Raw genomic sequence first — 19,388 nt, 5'->3', positions numbered from 1 at the left:
GGCGGGTCTTTCCCCCGGGGCAGTTTTTGTACTCCAGGGACCTGGAGGAGGTTACTGCGGCGGGCGGGTCATCGACAGGACGTCGAGTGAGTCATCCAACTGCTGTTCGGTGAGTTCACCGCGCTCCACAAACCCGAGGGCGACGACGGCCTCCCGGACCGTCAGTCCCTCAGCCACTGCCTTCTTGGCGATCTTTGCGGCATTCTCGTAGCCGATGTACTTGTTCAACGGGGTCACGATCGAGGGGGAGGCCTCGGCGAGGAACCGGGCCCGTTCCTCGTTGGCGGTGATGCCGTCGATCATCTTGTCGGCCATCACCCGGGTGGAGGTGCTCAGGAGCCGCACCGATTCCAGGACGTTGCGGGCGATGACGGGGATGCCGACGTTGAGTTCGAACGCGCCGTTGGTGCCGGAAATGGCAACGGTGGCGTCGTTGCCCATCACCTGGGCGCACACCATGATGACCGCTTCGCAGATGACCGGGTTGACCTTGCCGGGCATGATTGATGACCCCGGCTGCAGGTCGGGCAGGGCGATCTCGCCGAGGCCCGTGTTGGGGCCGGAGCCCAGCCAGCGCAGATCGTTGTTGATCTTGGTCAGCGATACGGCGATGGTCCGCAGCATCCCCGACACCTCGACGAGGCCGTCACGGTTGGCCTGCGCCTCGAAGTGGTCGCGTGCCTCGGTCAGGGGCAACCCGGTGTCGCTGGCGAGGAGTTCGATGACCCGCGCCGGGAATCCGGCCGGGGTGTTGATGCCGGTGCCGACGGCGGTGCCGCCCAGGGGTACTTCGGCGACCCGGGGGAGGGAGGCGTGGATGCGCTCGACGCCGTAGCGCATCTGCGCGGCGTAGCCGCCGAACTCCTGGCCGAGGGTGACCGGCGTGGCGTCCATCAGGTGGGTGCGGCCGGACTTGACGACGGTCTTGAACTCGTCGGCCTTGCGTTCCAGCGATGCGGCCAGGTATTCCAGTGCGGGCACCAGGTCCTTCGTTAGCGCTGACGCAGCGGCCACATGCACCGAGGTGGGGAACACATCGTTGGAGGACTGGGAGGCGTTGACGTGGTCGTTCGGGTGAACAGTGGTTTCGCTGCCCGCGGCGGCGAGGGCGCGGGTCGCCAGGGTGGCGATGACCTCGTTGATGTTCATGTTCGACGACGTGCCGGAGCCGGTCTGGTAGATGTCGATCGGGAAGTCGCCGTCGTAGTGGCCCTGGGCGACTTCCTCGGCGGCGGCCTCGATGGCACGGGCACGCTCGTCGTCGAGCACTCCCAGCTCGGCGTTGGCAGTGGCGGCGGCCTTCTTGATCCGTGCCAGTGCTTCGATGTGGGCGCGCTCCAGGCGGGTGCCGGAGATGGGGAAGTTCTCCACGGCGCGTTGGGTTTGCGCACGGTACAGGGCGTTGACCGGAACCCGGACCTCGCCCATCGTGTCGTGTTCAATACGGAATTCGGCGTCGGATCCAGGCGATTGAGTCATGCGCCAATTCTCTCCGGTGGGGCTGCAGCGAACCAAATCCTACGCAGCACCAAATCCCTGGCGATAGCAAAACCCTAACGGGTTCTCCTTCCTACAGATCGCCGATGCCGGAGACGATCTCGGCCTTGCCGTCCTCCAGCCGGTAGGTCACACCCATCACGGCTGTTGAGCCCTTCTCGACGGCGTCGGCAATGACCCGCGACGAGTCGACCATGCGCTTCGAGGTCTGTTTGATGTGCTCGACAACCGTCGCGTTGAGATCGGTAACCCCGTTGCGGCGGGATGTGAGGACCGACGGTGTGATCCGCTCCACGAGTTCACGGAGGAAGCCCACCGGCATCACGCCGGAGTCGAGGGACTCAATGGTGGCCGATACGGCACCACAGCGATCGTGGCCGAGCACCACGATCAACGGCACGTTCAGCACACCGACACTGAACTCAAGGGAGCCCAGGACGGCGTCGTCGATGACCTGGCCGGCGGTGCGCACCACGAAGATGTCGCCCAGGCCCAGGTCGAAAATGATCTCAGCGGCCAGCCGGGAGTCCGAGCAGCCGAAGATGACGGCGAACGGGTGCTGGGTCTCGACCAGGGAGGCCCGGTGCAAGGCGTCCTGGTTCGGATGCGAGGACGTCCCCGTGACGAACCGCTGGTTTCCTTCGCGTAGTCGCTGCCAGGCATCGGCAGGAGTCAGTTGGTGGTCCACGGCCCTACCTTACGCCGGATGACCCCGGTTTCCCGAGCCTATGACGCAGAGAGTTCGTCGATGAGCGCGGCGCCGAGCACATCGAACTCGGCGAGGTCGGCGGTGCCATTGAGGATCAGGGTGAAATCGTCGGTCTCGGAGGTCAGGAAGGAATCCCCTGATGAGGAGTCGAACAGCTCCCAGTCGAGGGTTTCGATGGTGCGCTGGCCCGAGAGCTGGGCGCCGTCGAGACGCTGGGCGGTCCAGGTGGGGTTCGCGTTGTCGGTCTGGGTGAGCTGGATGAACTGCCGTCCGGGGGTGAGGTAGCCGACCTCCCAGAAGGGGACGCCGTCACTGCCGCCCGGGTTCCACCGGGCAAAGTTGGAGGTCCAGCCGTCCGGCAGATCGGGTGCCAGTGGCACATAGCCGGCAATGTCAGCGGCCTCGGCTGAGACGTTCTGAACGTCGATGTCCCGGGCGTAGGTCTCAGCGGTATGGGTCGGGTTGAGCAACAGCACCGGGAGGACAAGGCCGAAGGTCGCGGCGATCGCGATGAGCATGCCGATCACGGTGGAGTTGGCCCGCTTCGCCTGCTTCTGGGTCAGGACAGGCGTGAACTGCGGGTCAGCGTCGGGACGGGGGTCGCTGTCGGCGGGATTGTTCGATGATCCGGGCTGGGGGGTGCTCACGGTTCTATTTTCCACCACACCAGGGGCGCCTGCCTAAACGATGGTCCGCGTGGAGCGCGGGGCGCCCGCCGTCACGCATAGTGCGGCTGGACCGGTGCCCACTATGATTGGGCGCAGGGGACAAGTCCCGCAGCTTTCGCCAGGGATGGCACAGCACCGCTTCGACGATGAGGATTGACGTGTCTAACACCGCCAAATCAGCCCAGTACTCAACGCTCTCGCGCGCCCTCGCCGTCGGCGACGACGAGCCGGACCGCAACCTTGCGCTGGAACTGGTGCGAGTGACCGAAGCCGCAGCGATTGCCGGGGGCCACTGGGTCGGCTACGGGGACAAGCTCAAAGCCGACGGTGCGGCGGTGGACGCCATGCGCTCCCTGCTCTCCACCGTCCACTTCAACGGCGTGGTGGTCATCGGTGAGGGCGAGAAGGATGAAGCCCCGATGCTGTTCAACGGCGAGCGGGTGGGCGACGGCAGCGGACCGGAGTGCGACGTCGCTGTCGACCCGATCGACGGGACCCGGCTGACGGCCCTCGGCATCAACAATGCAATCGCCGTTTTGGCAGTCGCCGAGCGCGGCACCATGTTCGACCCCTCCGCCGTGTTCTACATGGAGAAACTGGTCACCGGGCCCGAGGCCGCCGACATGGTCGACCTGCGCCTGCCTGTCAAACAAAACCTGCACCTGATCGCGAAGGCCAAGGGGAAGTCGGTCAACCAGGTCACCGTCATGATCCTGGACCGCGACCGTCACCGTCCGCTGGTCGACGAGATTCGCGCCGCCGGTGCGCGCACCAAGTTCATCATGGACGGGGACGTGGCCGGGGCCATTGCCGCGGCCCGTGAGGGCACCGACGTCGACGCCCTGATGGGAATCGGCGGTACCCCCGAGGGGATCGTGGCCGCCTGCGCCATCAAGTCCCTCGGCGGCGTCATCCAGGGCCGCCTGTGGCCCACCAGCGACGAGGAAAAGCAGAAGGCGCTCGACGCCGGCCACGACCTCGACCGGGTGATGTCCACCTCCGACCTCGTGACCAGCGACAACTGCTACTTCGCAGCGACCGGCATCACCGACGGCGACCTGGTGCGCGGCGTGCGTTACAACAAGGGCAAGGTCCTCACCCAGTCCATCGTGATGCGTTCCAAGTCCGGAACCATCCGCGTGGTCGACGGCGAGCACCAGGCTCATAAGTGGGAAAGCTACGCCCGCCTGAAGTAGGAGCACTGAGGGAACACGACAGACGTGGCCGGTCCGGGGTAGCACGTGAGGCTGCCCCGTGATCAGCGCTAGGGTTGAGGGCATGACCCTTTCTGTTGTGCAGTGCACCGACGCGTCCCGGTGGGACGCCTCCGTCAACGCCTTGCTTGGGCATCCCCAGCAGCTCTGGGGATGGGGCCAGACCAAGGCCAGCCATGGCTGGAGCGTCGACCGTGTCCTGGTGCAGGACGGCGGCGAACTCGTAGGATCAGCCCAGCTGCTGCTGCGGAAGCTGCCCCTGCCGTTCCGTGCGCTGGCCTACTGCCCGCGCGGACCGCAGACCCTCCCCGGACGTGAAGCGGAGGTGCTGGCCGCGCTGGAGGTCTACGCGCGCCGCGCCCATCGGCCGGTGGCGCTGAGTATCGAGCCGGACTGGGAGGCTGACGCCGCCCCGGCACGCGCCCTCGCCGGTGCGGGCTGGCGCAGCACCAAGAGCACCATCCTGATCGGGCGGACCCTCATTCTCGACCTCACCCTCAGCGAGGATGAACTGCTGGCCGCGATGAGCAAGAAGCACCGGCAGTACATCAGGAAGTCCGGGCGGGAGGACCTCCAGTACCGGGAAGTGACCCGCGCGGAACTTCCCGCCTGCCTCGCGGTATACCGGCAGACCGCCGAACGTGCCGGGTTCGGCATCCATGAGGACCCCTACTACCTGGACATCTTCGACAACCTGGGAAGCGCGTCGCCCGTCTACGCGGCGTTCCAGGGCGACGACGTCGTGGCGTTCCTCTGGCTCTCGGCCAGCGACCATACGGTGTTCGAACTCTACGGCGGGATGACCGCCGCGGGTGAACACCTCCGCGCCAACTACGCGCTGAAGTGGCTGGCCATCCAGGCGATGAGGGAGCGCGGGGCGGCGCGCTATGACTTCAATGGGCTGCTGAACGACGGTGTCTCCAAGTTCAAAATGGGCTGGGCCAAGCACGAGAACCTGCTCGCCGGCACCTGGGACAAACCCCTCTCACCCCTCTACCCGGTGTATGCCCGGGCGATGCCGCTAGCCCGCGACGGGTTACGCTTCGCGCAGTCCACCGCGGCCAGGGTCAAGGCGACACTGATCTCAAGGATTCCGAGCCGGTCCCAGGCTCGCTGAGTCGGTTCGCTGAATTGACCGTTAGCTAGCGCTGACCTTCCCATCGGCGACCGTCCACCGGGTATCCAGCCGCACGTTCTCGAGCAGCCGGCGATCGTGCGAGACCAGGAGCAGTGCGCCGTCGTAGTGTTCCAGCGCTTCCTCCAGCTGTTCGATGGCCGGTAGGTCCAGATGGTTGGTCGGCTCGTCCAGCACCAGCAGGTTCACCCCGCGGGACTGGAGCAGTGCGAGCGCTGCCCGGGTGCGTTCACCGGGGGACAAGCTGGCCACCGTGCCGCCGACCTGGTCGGCCTTGAGCCCAAACTTCGCCAGGAGGGTCCTGACTTCGGCGCGGTTCAGGCTGGGCACCAGCGCCTCGAAGGCATCGCCGAGCTTCTCGGTCTCCGCAAACACGCCGCGCGCCTGGTCGATCTCGCCGACGGCGACACTCGCTCCCAGGGCCGCACCACCGTCGTCGGGAACCAGTTGGCCCAGCAGCAAGGCCAGGAGCGTGGATTTCCCGGCACCGTTGGGGCCGGTGATTCCAATCCGGTCTCCGGCGTTGACCTGCAGTGATACCGGCCCGAGGGTGAACCCGCCGCGGCGCACCACCGCGCGGTTCAGGGTCGCCACCACCGAGCTGGAGCGGGGGGCCTGACCGATGCTGAATTGCAGCTGCCACTCCTTGCGCGGTTCGGCCACCTCATCAAGACGGGAAATCCGCGATTCCATCTGGCGGACCTTCTGCGCCTGCTTCTCCGAGGACTCCATGGACGCCCGGCGCCGGATCTTGTCATTGTCCGGACTCTTCTTCATCGCGTTCCGGACACCCTGGGAGCTCCATTCCCGCTGGGTGCGGGCGCGGGAGACCAGGTCGGCCTTCTTGTCAGCGAACTCCTCGTACGCCTCCCGCGCGTGGCGCCTTGCCACGGCGCGTTCCTCAAGGAACGCATCATAGCCGCCGTCGTACACGGCGACACTGCCCTGCGCGAGGTCCAGTTCCACCACGGTGGTGATGCAGCGTGCCATAAACTCGCGGTCGTGGGAGACCAGGACGACGCCGCCCCGCAGCCCCCGCACAAACTCCTCCAGGCGGGTCAGTCCCGCCAGATCGAGATCATTGGTGGGCTCATCCAAAAGGACGATGTCGAACCGGCTCAGCAGCAGGGCGGCCAGCGCCACCCGGGCGGCCTGCCCGCCGGACAGGCCGGTCATCGGGGTATCGAGGCCGAGGGTCAGGCCCAGCTCCGCGAGGACGGGCGGGATGCGTTCGGTGAGGTCCGCCGCGCCGCACGCCATCCAGCGGTCCAGCGCTGCCCCATAGGCGTCGTTCGCGGCGTTGGTACCGGAGGCCAGCGCGTCGGCGGCCGCCTCCATGGCCGCGGTTGCCGCCGTCGTCCCGGTCCGGCGTCCCAGATAGCCCTCGATGGTTTCGCCGGGGAGCCGGTCGTGCTCCTGCGGCAGCCACCCCACGAAGGCGTCGGTGGGGGTGGTGGTGACCGTGCCGCCCAGGGGCGTGTCTGCCCCGGCGAGGAGCCTGAGTAGCGTGGACTTGCCGGCGCCATTCGCACCGACCACGCCAATGACGTCGCCGGGCGCGATCGTCAGATTGAGGCCGGAGAAGAGGGTGCGGTGGGCGTGTCCTCCGGAGAGGTCCTTCGCCACGAGGGAAGCAGTCACCCGTCCATCTTAGGGAAACCCGGCCAGCACCCCTGACCATCAGCCGTCGTCGGGACGGGTTCTATAGCGCAAAAAAGTGCCAGAGCTGCACGGAAGTTCTAACGCAGCAGCGGTTCTGCGGCTGCAGCACTTTTGCGGGGCAACCGGTCGGGGTGGGGTTTGGTAGGGACGGTCCTGTTCAGCCGGGGAGGGTGACGGCGAAGGCCAGGGCGCCGTCGTCGTCGTTGTCGGCGTCCGGACCGGTACCAGAGGCGAGCTTCACCATGACGGGGGCCTCGTTGGCCGGGACGAAGGCACTGGATCCCCGGGGGACCAGGAGGTCACCACGCGGTGAATCCAGGACGATGCTCCCGGAGACGGCGAGGACGAGCACAGGCCCGTTCTGGGCCAGCGGCACGTCGGAGGACGCCATCGAATCGGAGCCGGTGCGCAGGTCGAGGCGCTGCAGGGCAAACTCCTCGAAGGGCGGGCAGTACACCTCCTGGCCGAGTGGGGTATGGCGGACCTCGACGGCGGGTACCTTCGCCGTCTCGAACCGGACGGTGCGCAGCAGTTCGGGGACGTCAATGTGCTTGGGAGTGAGACCTCCGCGCAGGACGTTGTCTGAGGCTCCCATCACCTCAATTCCGAGGCCGCTGAGGTAGGCGTGAACGTTCCCGGCGGGCAGGTAGATGGCCTGGCCGGGTTGTAGCGACACCCGGTTCAGGAGCAGGGCGACCAGTACCCCGGGGTCGGTGGGGTAGTGCGCCGCGAGGTCTCTGACCGTCGCGGCATCCTTCCCGGGCGCATCGGCGAGGGCGGACGCGACGGCCTCCACCGCCTGCGGGGCGCCGTCGTCGGTGAGGAGGCGGGTGAAGGCGCTGCGCAGCGCCTCTCCCTGATCCGGGTGACGGAGGTCGCTGACGACGTCGGCCAGCAGCGCGGGGATGTCCACTCCGGAGCCCTCGACCACGGTGGCCAGGTGCTCAAACACGCCGGCGGCCTCCGACGCAGGACGGAACCCGCACAGCGCCTCGAAGGGGGTGAGGGCGAAGAGCATCTCCGGCTTGTGGAATCCGTCCCGGTAGTTCCGGTGGGGGGCATCGGCGGGAACCCCGGCGGCGTTCTCGGCCTCAAACCCGGCCGCCGCCTGGTCGCTGCTGGGATGGACCTGGAGTGAGAGGGGGGCGGCCGCGGCGAGCACCTTCAGCAGGAACGGGAGCCGGTCGCCGAAGTGCTCACGGGTTGCTGTTCCCAGGGCACGGTCCGGGTCCGCGGCGATCAGCCGGTCCAGCTCCTCCTGCGTGCCGTCCTCGAGCAGGACCCGCGACGGTGAATCCGGGTGGGCACCAATCCACAACTCCGCCTCCGGTCCACCCGTCGGAACCCGGCCGAGCAGCTCGGCAATTGCCGTTTCGGATCCCCAGGCGTAGGGCCGCAGGGTGTTCTCCAGCAGGTACATGGGTCTCGTTTCGTTAGGCGGGGCTGCATTCCCCATTGTTGTCCAGCAGGGTGCTGAGGGTCGGAATGTCACCGTTGATGGCCAGTTGTTGCAGGTATTCTTCGGTGACCTCGGGGTCGGTGAGCTGCGCAGGAACCATGCCTGGCAATTGCGTGGACTGGAAAACGGTCGTCATGTCCGGGGCGCCGGAAGTCCCCGGCACCGGCAGGTCCGCCGCTGAGGCAGAGACGTCCTCGGCGAGGGTCGCCTGGACCCGGGAATGAATTTCTTCGAAAACGGGATAGGTGACGAAGTTGTCGGCCGCGGTACCGAAGTCGGGTGGGCCGATGGTGAGGCGGCGGGTTTCATGGTTCTTGGCCTTCAGCGCCAGGTCCACGAAGCTCCCCAGCTGGTCCAGGGCGATGTCCGTTTCGACGATCTCGGCCCCGGCACTGGCCAGGTCCTCGAACCGGGTCAGCACGGTCGCTGGATCCAGCTGGGCGATCATCGCCTGCTGCACGCACTGCTGCCGGGCGATCCGGTGATAGTCGGTCACGAATTCCCGTGACCTGGCGTACCAGAGGGCCTGATACCCGTCGAGGGTCTGCACCCCGGGGGCGATCCACCCGGAGGGCGGGTAGTGCCGGATCGGGTTGGTGCCCGGAATCTCGGCGGAGGTAATGGGAACCCAGCCCCCGGCGTCAATGGTGATCCCGCCCATGGCGTCGATCACCTGTGAAAAGCCCTCCATGTCCACCAGAATGTAGGCCTGAACCTCAATGCCCAGAACCCCGCCGGCGGCGTCCATCATGGCTTCGGCGCCCGGGTCGTCGGAATCGGGATACAAGTCTGGGTGCTGCTGGGCGACCACCGGGTAGAGGCTGTTGATGATGCATTCGTCCCCGCAGTTGTACCCGTCCGGGTAGATCTGCCACAGCGGGGAGTCCTCGGTGAACGGGGCGTTCTGCAGGTTGCGGGGAATGCTGAAGGTGACGGCGGCGCCGGTGGAAGCGTCAACGCTGATCACCGAGATGCTGTCCGGCCGGCGGCCGGTGCGGTCCTCGCCGGCGTCGCCGCCCATCAGGAGGAAGTTGTAGCGGCCATCCACTGGGTCGAACGCGGGACCGGTCTGGAAGATAGAACCGAAGGTGCCGCGACTGACGTTGAGCAGGTAGGCACCGTAGGCGAGGGAGCCGCTGGTGACCACCATCAGGGCTACCAGCGATCCGGCCACCAGTGGACGCATCGATCGCTCCAGCAGGGGAGGCCTGATGATCCGCAGCGTGTTCAGGAACAGAATCGCCCAGGACACCGCCAGTGCCAGCAGGACGATGATCAGCACCAGCGACCACCACTGGTGGGTCACCACGCTCACCAGTACGGTGCGGTTGGTCGCGGCGACGACGATTCCTGCCACCACAGCCAGCCAGACAAAGAAGGTCACCACCAGGGCGCGCCGGCCCAGAGAGCGGTCGCCGGCAACGATCTGAGCGGAACCCGGCAACACCAGGGTCAGGAGGAGCAGGACGAACGCGCGTTTGGTGCGGACCCTGGGCGGGGCGGACTGGGGGTAGCGGACCGGGTCGGTCAGCTGCCAGTGACCCTCGGAGCCGGGGTGCTGGCTCATACGCCGCTGCCCTCCGGGGTCGCCGCCCGGGCGCGGAGCGCGGCCCCTTTGTCAACGGCGCTCTGCCGCAGATCGGAAGCGAAGACGACGAGCTCGCCACGGAGGCGGTCGGCCAGGTCCCCTTCGCCGGCCGCGAGGATCCGCACGGCGAGAAGCCCCGCGTTGCGGGCACCACCGATCGATACCGTCGCCACCGGAACCCCTGCGGGCATCTGCACGATCGACAGCAGCGAGTCCATCCCGTCAAGGAACTTCAACGGCACAGGGACACCAATCACGGGCAGAGGGGTGACCGACGCCAGCATCCCCGGCAGGTGGGCGGCGCCACCTGCACCAGCGATGACGACCCGAATCCCGCGCTCGTGGGCACCCTGCCCGTACGCGATCATCTCCGTGGGCATCCGGTGCGCGGACACCACGTCGACCTCGTAGGGAACCGAAAACTCGGTCAGGGCCTGCGCGGCGGCTTCCATGACCGGCCAGTCCGAATCGGAGCCCATCACCAGGCCCACCAGGGGGTTGTTCATGTGTTTTCCTTCCGCATTGCTGGACCGTCCTGCCCATCCCTGAGGATGGCTGCGGTCCGCTCCGCCCGGTCCCGGACGGTGGAGAGGCTTTCGCCGGCCAGTGCCACGGCATTGACGTGGCCGATCTTGCGACCCGGCCGGACATCCTTGCCGTAGGCATGGATTTTCGCGGCGGGTTCTGCCGCCAGTGCTACCGGGTAGGCACTATAGAGGCCAACGTTGCTGCCGCCCAGATAGTTCTTCATCACTGTCACCTCGCCCAGCGTCGCGGTGCTTCCCAGTGGCAGGTCCAGGACCGCCCGAAGATGCTGCTCGAACTGGCCGGTGACCGCACCGTCCATGGTCCAGTGGCCCGAGTTGTGGGGCCGCATGGCCAGTTCATTGACCATGAACCCTGCCTCGGTTCCGGGGGTCTGGAACAGCTCGACCGCCATCACCCCGGTCACCCCCAGCTCGTCGGCGATTCGCAGCGCAGCGGAACCAATCGTCGTCGCAAGGTCGGCGGGAAGGTCGGCAGCGGGCGCGATCACCTCGTCGCAGACGCCATCCACCTGGATCGAGTGCACCACGGGCCAGGCCCGGGACGAACCCGACGGGGTGCGGGCCACCAGGGCGGACAGTTCGCGGCTGAAGTCCACCTTGGCTTCGGCCAGCAGAGTGCCGCCCGTGAACCAGGAAGCTGCGCGGGAGGTGTCGGCAGGTGAGTCGAGGATCATGACGCCCTTGCCGTCGTAGCCGCCGCGCGGGGTCTTCAGGACCACCGGCCAGCCAATCCGGTCGCCGAACGCGCACAGTTCCGTCACCGAGGACACCTCGTCCCACTCCGGGTTGGGCAGGCCCAGCCGGTCGATGGCACGGCGCATCACGATTTTGTCCTGGGCGTGGGCGAGGGCGGACGACGGCGGCTGTACGTTCACGCCGTCGGCCTCCAGTGCCCGGAGCAGCTCCCCGGGGACGTGCTCGTGGTCGAAGGTCAGCACATCCACGCCGACGGCGAACGCTCTCAGCTCCTCGAGGCTGCGGTAGTCGCCCACCGTGGAGGAGGCGACGGCTGCCACCGCCGACACGTCGGGGCCTTCGGCCAGAACGTGCAGGGTGAAGCCGAGCTGGACTGCGGCAGGGGCCATCATGCGCGCCAGCTGGCCGCCGCCAACCACGCCGATTACAGGAAAAGTCACGTACTCAGGGTACCCACTGCCGGGCGCGGTACTGGCACGCTGGGCCCAGGTGGGGTGGGTTTCTAGGAAACTCCCATCCTTGGCAGCTAAAATGTTTCATTGGCCGTTGTGCATGCAGCATGGTGGTACCACCCCCTACGATTGCACGTCCGCGATCATGGGTTAACCAGCATGCAACCGGACCGCGGAGGGTCATGTTTTCCACAGTGGCAGAGCGCATCAGGGGCCTCGCGTCCCTGTTTTGGCGAGAGGTTGCCAAGTTTGGCGCCGTCGGCGGTGTGGCTTTTGTCATCGACAACGGCCTGTTCTGGTATCTGATCCACGGCCCCATGTCCGACAGTGAGGTCAAGGCTCGCTTCGTGTCAGCATCGGTGGCCACCGTTTTCGCCTGGATCGCGAACCGCTACTGGACCTTCCGGCGCCGTCGGCAGCCCAACCCGATGCGCGAACTGACCATGTTCGTGTTCATCAACCTGATCGGCATGGGGATCGCTGCCGGCTGTGTGTGGATCGCCAAGTACCCGATGGACATCACCGACCGCCCAACCCTGTTCTTCGCCGGCATTGTGGGGACAGTCCTCGCCACTATCCTCCGGTTCGTCGCCTACCGGTTCTGGGTGTTCAACGTGGAGCTCGATGAGGATCCGGCATTCAGCCACGACCGGGAACTATTCGGACAGCCAGGTGACAGGGCAGAGGAAGGACCGGTAAACGCGACAGCCGGCGCCGGATCAGGACCGGCAATTGTCGACAGCCTGAACGCGGAACCCCGCGAACCTACGCTCCCACGCGATCAGTAACCCGTTCGCTCGCCAGCAGGTCAGCGGACAGGTCAACAGTGGAGTGCACCACGATCAGCGTGCCGCCGGTGGTCCAGCAGTGCACGGCCGCAGCCAGAGTCGTCTCAAGGGGCACCTCGGCCGGGACCAGGAGCACTCCGCCCGGAGTCCAGTCGCAGGCCTCAGCCCGATCGAAAAGCACCGCCATGCTCAAGTCCCCATCGGTGAGTTCCATCGCGGTCTGGTCCTCGATCGCTGGAGGAAGGTCGAGGAACTCATCCCCGTAGCCCCGTACCTCCGCCGCATAGTCAACGGCACCGGCGGGAATGGTTCCGGGGTACTTCAGGTCGAGGGCGCCCAGCGCCACCAGCACCAGCAGTTGGGCGGGCGAGTTCACCGCTACCGTGTCATCGGAGCTGACCACGATGTCCGCGGCGGGGTCGGCCGTGACCGGGCTGGCGGCCGGAACCGCACCCACCTGCCAGCAGGCCAGAGCCCACACCAGGGTCTTCCAGTGGCCCGGCAGCAACAGGCTGACCCGTGTCCCGGGTTCGGCGTCGAGTTCCTCGACCAGCAGGTTGGAGGTCTTCGCCACCCAGTTGTCCAGCACCCGGCCGGAGAGCTCAATGCGCTCACTGTTGGGGCCGTACCAGATCAGCCGGGGAGCCGAGGGGTTGACCGTGCGGAGCTGCTGCATGAGGTGGGGGACTGCCGTGGATGCTGTCATGGCGGGTTGACGCCTTCCTGGTGCCTGGGTGCGAATAATTTTTTTGGCGGAGCAACCCCCGAACGCGGATTTGCCAGTGTCACAGGGGACACGCCGCAGCCGAAGTGACAAACTCTCAGCGTGGCGTGAACGGGTTCCCGGGAAATAACTCTATAAGATTCCTCCCGGCGCTTGACTGAACACGTATTACACGCGTGTAATTAGGTAACGGAAAGTTCCAGCACATCGGATACTTGGGCCGCACAGTCTCTCGCAAAACACCTTTTGCTCAGTAGTCGTGCCTGAATCCACCACAGTAGCTGCTGGAACGGCAACACCGGGAGGGCTGACATGGGACAGGCAGAAAAGGTCCACAACCGTACGACCATTGAGGCACAGGCTTCGGCGCGCTACGGCTCACGTGGCGTCCCCAGCGACTGGTTTGTGGACCCGGCAGACCCTGAGGCAGCAGAGCGGTACCGGCAGAGCACCGCAAGTTCACTTGAGGACCAGGCGACCGCCTTCCTGACTGCTCACGAAGATCTGACCGCTCACGGAGAGCTGGCGGACCCCGAGGGCGAGTCACCCTCGGCGCTCGTGGCGCCGCAGCGCTTCACCCCCAGTGAGGCCCCCGGGCCGAGCCGGCAGACAGCTGAGCGGAGCGATCAGGCCGTCTGGATCGGTCTCCCCGGTATCGGCCAGGATTTCGATGACGAGGGCGAGTTGGGCTGGCAGGCCGATTCGCTGTGCGCGCAGACCGACCCCGAGGCGTTCTTCCCCGAGAAGGGCGGGTCCACCCGGGACGCCAAAAAGGTCTGCGGCGCCTGCAACGTCCGCTCGCAGTGCCTTGAGTATGCGTTGGCCAACGATGAGCGCTTCGGTATCTGGGGTGGGCTTTCCGAGCGCGAGCGTCGTCGGCTACGAAAGCGAGCGGTCTGATTCTGCAGCACCCCCGCGTCACGGCCGTAGTGGTTGCCCACAACGGTTCAGCATTTCTTTCGGCCACCCTCGCGGCTCTGGGAGCGCAGGAGTACCCGGCCGATTTTGTGATTGGCGTCGACGCCGGGTCAACTGATGACTCGGCGTCCATTTTGCAGTTGGAATTGCCGGTCGGGTCCCCCGTGGTGGGGGCGCCGTCCCGCGCGGGCTTCGGAGCGGCGGTGCGGGTGGGTCTGGCCGAGATGCCGCAACGCCGCCCACCGGTTGACGGTCCGGATGCTGGCCACGAATGGCTGTGGCTTCTCCACGACGATTCGGCCCCCGAACCCCGGGCGCTGGAGGAGTTGCTCCTCGCCGTCGAACGCGCCCCCTCGGTCACCGTCGCTGGTTCCAAGCAGGTTCAGTGGGGCAACCGGCGGAAACTGGTCGACGTCGGGCTGTCCATCAGCCGGTGGGCTGAACGTCTGACGCTGATCGACGTCGACGAACTCGACCAGGGCCAGTACGACTCGCGGAGCGACGTGTTCGCCGTCAATTCCGCTGGCATGCTGATCCGGAGGGACATCTGGGACCTTCTGGAGGGGTTCGATCCGGCATTACCCGGCACCGGCGACGACGTCGACTTCTGCTGGCGGAACCGGCTCGCCGGACACCGCGTCGTGGTGGTCCCGAGCGCGGTCATCTGTCACGCCACCTCCCGCACCCACCCCACCGTGGCTGACCGTGCAGCCCGCAAGGCGGAGGTCTACCTGCGGTTAAAGCACTCGACCCTGTGGAAGCTCCCCTTCCTGGCGGTCGGGGCGATCATTGGCGGATTCGGCCGCCTGGTGCTGGGGCTCCTGGCCAAGGACCCCGGCTACGGGTTCAGCCAACTCTTCGCCAGCGTCTCAGCAGTCCTGCGTCCCGTTGACCTGCTGCGGTCCCGCCGCCGCGCCACCCGCACGAGGAAGCTCCCGCGCAGCACGGTCCGTGCGCTCCGTACCTCCCGCCGCGAAGTCTGGTCGCACCGCCGGTCGGTGATGGATGCCTTCTCGGCGAAGGGACACCTCAGCGAAGCCGAGATTGCCGACCAGCAGAGCGCCTACATTCCCTCCGGCGACGCCGTTGAAGACTTCAGTTCCCTGGCCGCACCATCGCGCACCTGGGTCGGCGTGGGCGCCATCGTGGCCGCCGTCGTCCTGACGGCCGTGTCCCTCGTGGGCCTCTTCCGGCTTATCGGTGCACCCGCGCTGGCTGGGGGAGCCCTGCTGCCGGTCTCCGCGTCGATGGCGGATATCTGGAGCAACGCGTCCACCTGGTGGATTCCCCTGGGGTCAGGAATGGCCGGGCATGGCGATCCCTTCGGATATGTCCTGTGGCTGCTCGCCGCCCTGGGGTTCGGCAACGGCAACGTCGCCCTGCTCATCCTGGTACTGCTGGCGCTCCCGCTGGCAGGACTCTCCGCCTGGTTCGCCGCCGGAGCACTGACCCGGAGCCGAAAACTGCGCTTGTGGGCAGCTTTCTTCTGGGCAGCCGTCCCGGCGCTGCAGGTGGCCCTGGGCAGTGGACGCCTTGGTGCGCTGCTGGTGCACCTGCTGCTGCCGCTGGCGGGACTGGCACTGATCCGCGCAGTGGGCGGGGCACGCGCACCGCGGCCGGGAGCCCACCCGCAGGCGTCCGGTGTGGCTCAGGCGACGTCGAGCCCGTACGCCTCCCAGTTTGACGACGACGACGCCTACGCCCGCCGGCGCCCGGTCGAAGTGATGCTGAAGCCGGGCATCAGCGGGATTCCCAGCTGGACCGCCGCCGCGACCGCCGGCCTCCTCCTGGCAGCGATCACGGCGGCGGCGCCGTCCCTGCTACCCCTGACCGTGGTGGGAATTCTCACCGCAGCCTTCCTGCTCCGCCGCCGCGCCAAGACCCTGTGGTGGTCCCTGCTGCCCCCGCTCGCCCTCTTCGTTCCCTTCATCGGCTCAACAGCTGACCAACTCCGCGCCGTGCTGGCCGATCCCGGCGTCCCCGTCCAGTTTGAAGCTGCCGCGCTGTGGCAGCAGCTACTCGGCTACCCGGTGGCCTTCGAACCGACGGCCACGCTCGCGGCCCTGCCGTTCCTCCCCGAGGGGCCGTGGGCGCTGGCCGCTGCCCTGCTGGTCGGCGGTCCACCCCTCCTGCTCGCTGCCGCGGCGCTGTTCCTGCCCGGCCGCGGCACCGTCCTGGCCCGTGGGTTCTGGCTCCTCGGCCTGTCCGCCCTGCTGCTCTCCACTGCCCTGTCATTTGTCGCCGTCTCGGTGGGGTCCTCAGCGCTGATTACCCCATTCACCGGACCGCTGGTCTCGGTGCTGGTGCTGTCCATGGCGGGAGCGGCCCTCATCGGAGCTGACAAGGGCCTCACCGCGCACCAGACCCGAACCGCACGCACGGCGCGTACGGACGCCTCCGCTCCACGCCGCCGCACCGGGCCCGCACTGGTTGCTGCAGCCGTGGTGCTGGGAATCGGGCCGGCGGTCAGTCTTGGCCTGTGGGTCATCCCGACGCCAGCTGATCCCGCAACCGTCACGCTGTCCGGCGATACCCTGACCACCGACACCCTGACCACCGACGGCCTGATCACCGACAGCACGTCGTCGACGGCGAGCACCGGTACCCGGTTCGGGGCTGACCTTCTCCTCGCGCCCAGCGCCGAGCGCACCCTTCCCGCAACAGCCGCTGACCGTGGGAACAGCCCCGAGCGCATCAAGTCCCTGGTGCTCACCGTGGACGGCAGCAACAACGTCAGTGCCGCGCTGATGCGCAGTAGTGGGACCACCCTTGACCAGCTCTCGCAGATTTACTCGGCCCGTGGCCTTTACGGCCCGCTGGGATCGGCCCAGCTGCGCGCGGACGACGAAGCGACCGCCGCCATCCGGAGCACCGTCGCCGTGATCGTGGCCGGTACCGGCTACGATCCCCGGGAGGAACTGAATCAGCTGGGCGTCGGATTCATTGTGCTTCAACAGTCGGATTCAGCCGCCGAGGTACTCGCCGGACAGATTGACGCCGTGCCGGGCCTGGTCGCGGTGGGTAACACCACCTCGGGATGGCTGTGGAGGGTGGCGCCCATGACGGGTCCGGATGGCGCTGCCACGACGGCCGACAGCACCAGCCTGGAGAGCACCGCCGGAGCACGGGTGCGCATCGTCGACGCCGGAGGAAGCACCGTCGAGGCAGTCACCTCAGGGCCCAGCACCGTCTCGACGGTCATCCCGGCGGGCGATGCGCAGCGGTCCCTGGTGCTGGCGGAGCGCTCCGACGCCGGCTGGCGGGCCACCCTCGACGGAGTCGCGCTGACCCCGCGGACCACCGCCTGGTCCCAGGAGTTTGAGCTGCCCGCCGACGGCGGCCGGCTGGAGGTCAGCTATGTCACGGCGTGGGAACCCTGGGCAGGCATCGGGTCCGCGGTCATCATCGGCCTGACCGTCCTGCTGGCCATTCCGATGCCGTCACGCCCGCGCTTCGTCAGGGCCCACCCGGGCCGGCGCGGGCAGCCGGCCACCGTGGTGCCGCAGCCGGTAGGGGCTGACGCGTTCGTCTCCGACGGACAGCCCGCCGAATCCATGGGCGAGCAGCCAGTCGACGACACACCAATTCTCACCGGCCAGGGGCGACCATGACCGAACCGGGTGCACACCACCATGACCCTGCCAGTGCTGTGAATCGTCCGGCGACGGCTGACGCCGCAGACGTGACGGGAGCCGGCTCAGCGCCAGCCACCCGGCCACGATCCAGGCGGCGACGCCCGGACGCATTACGCCGGGGAACGGGGATCGGTGCATCAGTGATCCTTCTCGGTGCGTGCGGCGCCCTGGTGGTCGGGATCTCCGGGTTGGAGCTCACCGGCGCCGCAGCCCAGTTCCCTATCCCCGTCGCCGAGGTACCCGCGGGGGAGTACACCGGGATCTGCCCCGGCCCACCTCGCCTGATCGCCAGCGGCGCCGCCCTCACCGACCCGGAGTTCAGCCCGGAGTCCGAGACCGCCAGCAGCGCGGTCAGCGCCCTGGTGCTGAGCAGCCTCGGGTCGGTCCTGCCCGGCAGCGACCTGACAGCACTCGGCGCGCAGGATCCGCTCGCCACCATCGCCAGCAGCGAATCCGGCGAGGATCCGGTCCCCGAATCGGTCACGGATGAGGATGGGCTGACAAACCGGACGGCCGGGGTGCTCGCGGACCAGCCAGTCGACGAGATGAGCGTCTTTTCCGCCCAGCCAGTGGGCAACCTCCCCGCCACCGCCGGCGCAGTAATGAGCTACCGCGCCACCGACGGCGATCTGGGAGGGCTCGCCCTGGCCCACTGCACCCCGCCCCGCAGCGACTTCTGGATCGTCGGCGCGTCCACCACGGTGGGGGCCACGGCCGTACTCACCCTGTCCAATCCGTCCGGCACCCCCGCAACGGTCGATCTCGGGCTCTACGGGGCAGCGGGGCCGATCGAGGCCGGCGGCAGCAGGGGTTTACTGATCGCGCCCGGAGCCACCGAGTCAATCGTGCTCGCCGGCCTGGCCACGAACCAGGACCAACTGGCCGTCCGCGTTCTGAGCGACGGCGGGAGGGTGACCGGACACATCCAGCAGAGCCTGCTCCGTGAGCTCACTCCCGGCGGGGTGGAGCTGCTTCAGCCCGCTGCACCCGCTGCCAGCACCCAGGTGATCTCGGGGGTTCGGGTCCAGGACGAGGACATCACCGACGAAATCACCGATCAGGACGGCTACGAAACTGCCACCCCTGGCCTGCAGGTAGTGGTGCCGGGCAGCACCGACGCCGTCGTAAACGTCAGGGTCTACGGGGCCAGCGGCGAGGTGGAACTTCCCGACGGCGGCGTCGCCACCGCCGCGGCGGGCACCGTGACCAGCGTGGCCCTGGACAGCCTCCCGGCAGGTGACTACACCGTCGAGGTCACAGCCGATGTGCTCATATCAGCGACAGCACGGGTCAGCCGCGGCACCGAGGCTGAGGAACCGGTCGACTTCGCGTTCGCGCCGTCGGGAACCCGGCTCGGCAGCACCCAGGTAGCGGTGTTCCCAGCGGGGTCCCGCGCCGCCCTGACCTTCGGCGCCCCCACGGGCCGGTCGGAAGCGCAGCTCACCCCCGTTGATGAGGACGGAATACTGCTGGAGGAACAGACGGTCAGTATCGCCGGTGGCACCACCGTCACGGTGGCGGCAGCCGACCTCGGCGAGGACGTCGTGGCGGTGCTCATCGCGGCCTCAGGCGACCCGGTGTACGGGGCGCAGGTGCACCAGATCGACAGCGAACCGGGTATCTCGGTGACGCCACTCCCACCCGGCAGCTGCGGTCAACCAAACGTTGCGGTCAATCTGGGGTACTAAGCGGCTC

General features: G+C 67.5%; 15 protein-coding genes. 6 read left to right on the top strand and 9 right to left on the bottom strand.

From position 1 onward, the window contains the following. Positions 1–51: 51 nt before the first annotated feature. The 3 genes from IWX64_RS14145 to IWX64_RS14135 form a co-directional block, all read right to left on the bottom strand. A complete protein-coding gene (locus tag IWX64_RS14145; RefSeq protein ID WP_196867767.1) occupies positions 52–1,479 on the bottom strand; it encodes a class II fumarate hydratase in 1,428 nt (475 codons plus the stop codon). Positions 1,480–1,570: 91 nt separating this feature from the next. Then, complete coding sequence (locus IWX64_RS14140) at positions 1,571–2,185, bottom strand: carbonic anhydrase (protein WP_196867766.1); 615 nt, start codon at positions 2,183–2,185, stop codon at positions 1,571–1,573. A 38-nt stretch (positions 2,186–2,223) separates the two neighbouring features. Further along, the gene (locus IWX64_RS14135) at positions 2,224–2,853 is read right to left on the bottom strand and encodes a DUF4245 domain-containing protein (protein ID WP_334683321.1); all 630 of its coding nucleotides are present in this window, start codon (positions 2,851–2,853) and stop codon (positions 2,224–2,226) included. A gap of 167 nt (positions 2,854–3,020) precedes the next feature. Between IWX64_RS14135 and glpX the strand changes: the two genes are divergently transcribed. Both glpX and IWX64_RS14125 read left to right on the top strand, forming a co-directional pair. Continuing rightward, positions 3,021–4,070 carry a class II fructose-bisphosphatase gene (gene glpX / locus IWX64_RS14130; protein WP_171586451.1) on the top strand — a complete coding sequence of 350 codons (1,050 nt, stop codon included), beginning with the start codon at positions 3,021–3,023 and terminating at the stop codon, positions 4,068–4,070. 82 nt (positions 4,071–4,152) lie between these two features. Next, positions 4,153–5,205: a lipid II:glycine glycyltransferase FemX gene (locus IWX64_RS14125; protein WP_196867765.1), complete on the top strand. Its 1,053-nt coding sequence runs from the start codon at positions 4,153–4,155 to the stop codon at positions 5,203–5,205. 21 nt (positions 5,206–5,226) lie between these two features. On the opposite strand, the gene abc-f is transcribed toward IWX64_RS14125, so the two are convergent. The 5 genes from abc-f to IWX64_RS14100 all read right to left on the bottom strand — a co-directional run bounded on the left by abc-f (position 5,227) and on the right by IWX64_RS14100 (position 11,616). Beyond that, entirely contained in the window at positions 5,227–6,864 is a 1,638-nt protein-coding gene (gene abc-f, locus IWX64_RS14120) for a ribosomal protection-like ABC-F family protein (RefSeq protein ID WP_196867764.1), read from the bottom strand. Positions 6,865–7,042: 178 nt separating this feature from the next. After that, positions 7,043–8,305, bottom strand: coding sequence for a mannose-6-phosphate isomerase, class I (gene manA / locus IWX64_RS14115; protein ID WP_196867763.1), 1,263 nt, complete (start codon positions 8,303–8,305; stop codon positions 7,043–7,045). Between the two features lie 13 nt (positions 8,306–8,318). Then, complete coding sequence (locus IWX64_RS14110) at positions 8,319–9,911, bottom strand: LCP family protein (protein ID WP_196867762.1); 1,593 nt, start codon at positions 9,909–9,911, stop codon at positions 8,319–8,321. Beyond that, entirely contained in the window at positions 9,908–10,438 is a 531-nt protein-coding gene (gene purE / locus IWX64_RS14105; protein WP_196867761.1) for a 5-(carboxyamino)imidazole ribonucleotide mutase, read from the bottom strand. Before purE ends, IWX64_RS14110 begins: the two co-directional genes overlap by 4 nt. Continuing rightward, the gene (locus IWX64_RS14100) at positions 10,435–11,616 is read right to left on the bottom strand and encodes a 5-(carboxyamino)imidazole ribonucleotide synthase (protein ID WP_196867760.1); all 1,182 of its coding nucleotides are present in this window, start codon (positions 11,614–11,616) and stop codon (positions 10,435–10,437) included. The genes purE and IWX64_RS14100 overlap by 4 nt, the downstream gene beginning before the upstream one ends. Positions 11,617–11,810: 194 nt before the next feature. Here IWX64_RS14100 and IWX64_RS14095 point away from each other — a divergent pair, with 194 nt between their 5' ends. Next, on the top strand, positions 11,811–12,416 hold the full coding sequence (locus IWX64_RS14095; RefSeq protein WP_196867759.1) for a GtrA family protein: 606 nt from the start codon (positions 11,811–11,813) through the stop codon (positions 12,414–12,416). Here IWX64_RS14095 and IWX64_RS14090 read toward each other — a convergent pair. Continuing rightward, positions 12,394–13,122: a TIGR03089 family protein gene (locus IWX64_RS14090; RefSeq protein ID WP_196867758.1), complete on the bottom strand. Its 729-nt coding sequence runs from the start codon at positions 13,120–13,122 to the stop codon at positions 12,394–12,396. The genes IWX64_RS14095 and IWX64_RS14090 overlap by 23 nt on opposite strands. Positions 13,123–13,452: 330 nt before the next feature. Between IWX64_RS14090 and IWX64_RS17120 the strand changes: the two genes are divergently transcribed. From IWX64_RS17120 to IWX64_RS14075, 3 genes are read left to right on the top strand one after another with little or no spacing between them, the layout of a single operon-like run. Beyond that, complete coding sequence (locus IWX64_RS17120; RefSeq protein ID WP_245345720.1) at positions 13,453–14,040, top strand: WhiB family transcriptional regulator; 588 nt, start codon at positions 13,453–13,455, stop codon at positions 14,038–14,040. Between the two features lie 29 nt (positions 14,041–14,069). Continuing rightward, positions 14,070–17,669, top strand: coding sequence for a glycosyltransferase (locus tag IWX64_RS14080; RefSeq protein ID WP_395939842.1), 3,600 nt, complete (start codon positions 14,070–14,072; stop codon positions 17,667–17,669). After that, positions 17,666–19,381, top strand: coding sequence for a DUF5719 family protein (locus IWX64_RS14075; protein WP_334683320.1), 1,716 nt, complete (start codon positions 17,666–17,668; stop codon positions 19,379–19,381). The genes IWX64_RS14080 and IWX64_RS14075 overlap by 4 nt, the downstream gene beginning before the upstream one ends. The last annotated feature ends 7 nt before the right edge of the window (positions 19,382–19,388 follow it).

It is taken from the genome of Arthrobacter sp. CAN_A212 (assembly GCF_015752345.1).
In the GTDB taxonomy this organism is placed as follows: domain Bacteria; phylum Actinomycetota; class Actinomycetes; order Actinomycetales; family Micrococcaceae; genus Arthrobacter_D.
The sequence above is the reverse complement of the archived record's forward strand: the minus strand, read 5'-3'. Positions and strand labels throughout refer to the sequence as shown.

What these genes read in the sequence shown, in the direction of transcription:
- IWX64_RS14145 (WP_196867767.1), bottom strand. Translation starts at nt 1,479, where the DNA reads ATGACTCAATCGCCTGGATCCGACGCCGAATTCCGTATTGAACACGAC.
- glpX (WP_171586451.1), top strand. Translation starts at nt 3,021, where the DNA reads ATGAGGATTGACGTGTCTAACACCGCCAAATCAGCCCAGTACTCAACG.
- IWX64_RS14125 (WP_196867765.1), top strand. Translation starts at nt 4,153, where the DNA reads ATGACCCTTTCTGTTGTGCAGTGCACCGACGCGTCCCGGTGGGACGCC.
- manA (WP_196867763.1), bottom strand. Translation starts at nt 8,305, where the DNA reads ATGTACCTGCTGGAGAACACCCTGCGGCCCTACGCCTGGGGATCCGAA.
- IWX64_RS14110 (WP_196867762.1), bottom strand. Translation starts at nt 9,911, where the DNA reads ATGAGCCAGCACCCCGGCTCCGAGGGTCACTGGCAGCTGACCGACCCG.
- purE (WP_196867761.1), bottom strand. Translation starts at nt 10,438, where the DNA reads ATGAACAACCCCCTGGTGGGCCTGGTGATGGGCTCCGATTCGGACTGG.
- IWX64_RS14095 (WP_196867759.1), top strand. Translation starts at nt 11,811, where the DNA reads ATGTTTTCCACAGTGGCAGAGCGCATCAGGGGCCTCGCGTCCCTGTTT.
- IWX64_RS14090 (WP_196867758.1), bottom strand. Translation starts at nt 13,122, where the DNA reads ATGACAGCATCCACGGCAGTCCCCCACCTCATGCAGCAGCTCCGCACG.
- IWX64_RS17120 (WP_245345720.1), top strand. Translation starts at nt 13,453, where the DNA reads ATGGGACAGGCAGAAAAGGTCCACAACCGTACGACCATTGAGGCACAG.
- IWX64_RS14075 (WP_334683320.1), top strand. Translation starts at nt 17,666, where the DNA reads ATGACCGAACCGGGTGCACACCACCATGACCCTGCCAGTGCTGTGAAT.